This is a genomic window from Chryseobacterium sp. ON_d1, assembly GCF_006829085.1.
GTDB lineage: Bacteria > Bacteroidota > Bacteroidia > Flavobacteriales > Weeksellaceae > Chryseobacterium.
Genome location: NZ_BJTC01000026.1, coordinates 1 through 3,701 on the forward strand (window position 1 = coordinate 1; position 3,701 = coordinate 3,701).

Genomic DNA, 3,701 nt, shown 5'->3' on the forward strand with positions numbered 1-3,701 from the left:
TACCATTAGCATTTTTCGCCTTATAAAATCTTGTACCAATCTCACCATTCATCCGAATTGACATATTATTATATTGATTTCCAAAGTTTTCAACAGCTTCTTTGTATGTGCCATGTACAGAGTCAGGTTCTAACCCCTCCAATTCTCTTGCATCAACTACTCTGTTTCCACTAAATGAATAATGAGACCAAGTGTTATATTTTTCACTTAGTGGATCAACATTAAAGAACCTTCCCATCGCAGAATCATAATTCCTCCATCTATAAGAACTCCAGCCTGTTTCCGTCTGTTTTTCCTGTCCTTGTGTGGAGTATTTATAATTTGGAGATACTGAATTAGCAGTATTTAAGTTTCCCCCAAACTCCAATCCAAAAGGATAAAAATGAGAGGTTCTGTCTACCTTTAGATTTCCGGAAGCATCTTTATAATACGCCAGTCTGATGTTTCCGACCTGATCTGTATAGTTGTAAATATACAGATTTTTAACAAAGTCATAATACCCTTCAGCAGTTGGAACAAAACTTAAAACATCATTGGTATACTGAAATCCCTCCAGGTAATCTGTCGTTTCAACAGTTTTTAAATTCATTCTTCCTGCTCCATACGTATAGACTTTTCTTAATTTTCCACCCGCAGCATTATACAGATATTTTGTATTGACAGAAGTATTGTCCTCCAAATCATGGGAAGTGTAATTCTGATCAAATCTTATGTAATTGGGAAGATTAAAATAATTATAGTCTATCTGTAAGATCCCTCTATCAATATGGCTAGTCATATTCCCGTTACTGTCATAGGAAATTGGATTTCCTGAAGAGTCGGGATAACCGCCATAATTGCCTGAAGTATCAGTTACTGTATTGAGTCTGTTTCCTGTATAGGTATACCCAAGGTTATCCATCACAACAGCTCCTACGTTGGCCAAAAGCCTGTTTCTCTTCAGGGTCTGGATATTCCCGTTTACGTCATAGGTCAATACCTCATTATAATAATTATTCTGCGGAACGGTTGTATTGGGTTCAGAATAGATCCCGCTTTTTAACCTGTCTAATCCATCATACTGATAATTATACCTGCTAAACGGTCTGCCATCTGCTGCCTGCCAGTCTATTTCTGAAATGTTTCCATTATATTTACCCGTAGAAACGGTAGAATATACAGGATTATGATATTTAATCTCATAGGCAAAAAGCTTCCCGTTTAAGCTGGCGGGATCATTCACTTTGGTAATCCATCCTCTGATATTGTAGGTCTGGTCTATAGACTGCAGAGGTGTACCGGTGGTATTCCCTGTCTTTTTGTTGATCAGCTGCCCCAGGTCATTGTAGGTGTTTTCTGCCAGCAGTTCTTCACCCTGGCTGTTCACCTGATGATAATGTTTCAGCAGTCTTTTCTGGTCATCATAGACAAATCTTTCTTTGATCACCACTTCTGCATCTGAACTCCCTTTTTTGTGATAGGTATAGCTTTCATCCACAGCACCTGTGAAATCAAGTTTGAATTCCTTTTTGGTGTAGCCTCCTAAATGATTCCAGCTTTTCTCCGCAACTTTTCCACCTTTGGTGTTGTAATAGAAATAGGTTTTGGTCCAGTTGTCATCCTCAATGTTTTTTACATAGGAAGCTGTGGGCAAACCTTTCGTCGAAACTCCTCCGTTAAGAGCCTTGTCTTCATTGATGACATATTGGTCAAGGATTTTTGCCCGTGGAAATTCCTTAGTATCCCTTGGATAAGCATCATAGTAATTAACCGTAAGGACCGTAGTAAAACCGGAAAGGAAATTATTGGTGTAATATACTATAATTCCATTTTTACTGAATCCTGTATCAGAGGGCGTTTCACTTATCACCTGAGCGGCAACCTGGCTTTGCAGTGAAGCCCTGTCCCCCCCGGCAATAAGTCCGGTATAGGCAACACGGCCAAAGGCATCATATTTGGTCAACAGCCATTGTCCCTTACTCTTTAGGTTCACATCCTGGGTAAGCACCGGGCGGTCTGCGGCATCATACACGACAGATTCCCAATCGTCCCTTCCCGGAAGCCTTTTTTCCACCTGTCTGTCAAGGCCATCGTAACGGTACTGGTAACAAAGGCTGTTTATAATATCCGTGGTCACCACATTATTATTCTGCTCAATTTTCCTGACCGCCAGCGGAGGAATCACAAATGCCTTTTGCCCGTATTCATTGTAGGCATAATAGGTGTCAATGTTCTGTGTGCCATCAGTCCTGCGTACCAGCACCGTCTCACCACGTCCGTTCTTAAATTCTGTTACAGGTGTTCCGTCTTCATCGGTTACGGTATTTTTGTATAAGGTTCCTGCAGCATAAAATTCACTTCCCGATACTATGGATACCGAAGAAATAGTTTTATTATCCGTTCCTACCGTACCGGTAGTTGTATGGGTAATAAATTTCCTTACTTCTGTACCCAGGTTTGTTTCGTATTTATACTTCTGGGTATGTCCGCTGCTCATCTTCCAGGGATCACCGGGCTGGGCCACCTGCAGCACCCTGTCTAATGGAGAATTTTCTATCTCCTTTTCTGTGTAGGCGTTAGATGCTCCATAATAAGAATTGGCTGTACTTTCATTCACAATCCCGGTATGGATGGCTGAATTGAGGGTATTGGCAGGTACGGGAAGAATATCTTTAGCCTGTCTTCCAAATGCATCATAGGTAATAGGAGTCACCAGGTCTTTTCCTGTGGGGGTAGATTTTACACTAATGATCTGCTTGGGTCTTCCTAACCCGTCAAAATAGGTTATCGTTTCTGTTTTCTTACTGCAATCCCCGCTCAGGCAGGTTTTGGACTGTATATAGTTTTCTGCTGTACTTTGTGCATAGGCTGTCATCGCTGTAAACAGCAGACCTAATAGCTGTATTTTTCTCATTGTGTTTACTGCTTATAGTTATACTTGAATTCTTTCACCACCTTATAGCTGTAGCTTCCGGTATTGCCTCTTTCTCTTAACTGCACCTGTTTCAGACGGTTAGCACTGTCATAGACATACAGTTCTCTTATTCCTGACGGTGGTGTTATCGTGGTTACCCCTATCAAAGGATCATAGGTATAAGTGGTTACCATTCCTGCCGGCTGGAAGGCATCAAGGGCCTGCAACAGCTCGGCTTCTTTGGTCGGATCAGCTGCATCTTCGTTGGATTTCGTTACGATAGTACTGATCATTCCTTCGATCTGGCTATAAGTAGAGCCTACAACTTTGGCAATCGGCTTGGTTTTGTTATACCCCCAGACAATACTTACAGGAGTACCGTCTTTCTCTCTGTACTGAAGAATATTCCCCTTGTCATCATATTTTTCATAAGTAACTTCTTTAGAAAAAACAGTTGGGCTTAGGTTATCATAAGAATACTCCGACAGCGGAAGTACTAAATTCCCGGTAACTGCATGAGGCAGAGCCGTTGGATAGATTGTTTCTTCACGGGAGCTCACTTTGGTGATATTATCTGCCATCTGCTGTGTTTGGGTTTCTAACGGAATACCGATCATGTTTTTTGAGATCATCAGCTGGTTGCCTTTTTCATGGGCATAGCTGTACGTGGTTTCGGTGATCGTATTGTCGGCAAAAGTTGTTTTCTGTTTTATAGGATAATCTCTGGTATTATAGGTAATATCTTCAAGTGTTTTGACAGCAGTTCCATTGGCATAAAAATCTTTGTTTTCTACGTGAATCTGATTAG

At 41.1% G+C, this 3,701-nt stretch carries 1 protein-coding gene and 1 pseudogene; both read right to left on the bottom strand.

Features of this window, described 5'->3' with window-relative positions; translation table 11 throughout:
* The coding region (locus CRS_RS24260; protein WP_142726511.1) for a DUF6443 domain-containing protein at positions 1-2,893 on the bottom strand (2,893 nt) is incomplete at its 3' end.
* Positions 2,894-2,898: 5 nt separating this feature from the next.
* Positions 2,899-3,701: pseudogene (locus tag CRS_RS24570) on the bottom strand (hypothetical protein); the annotation flags it as partial.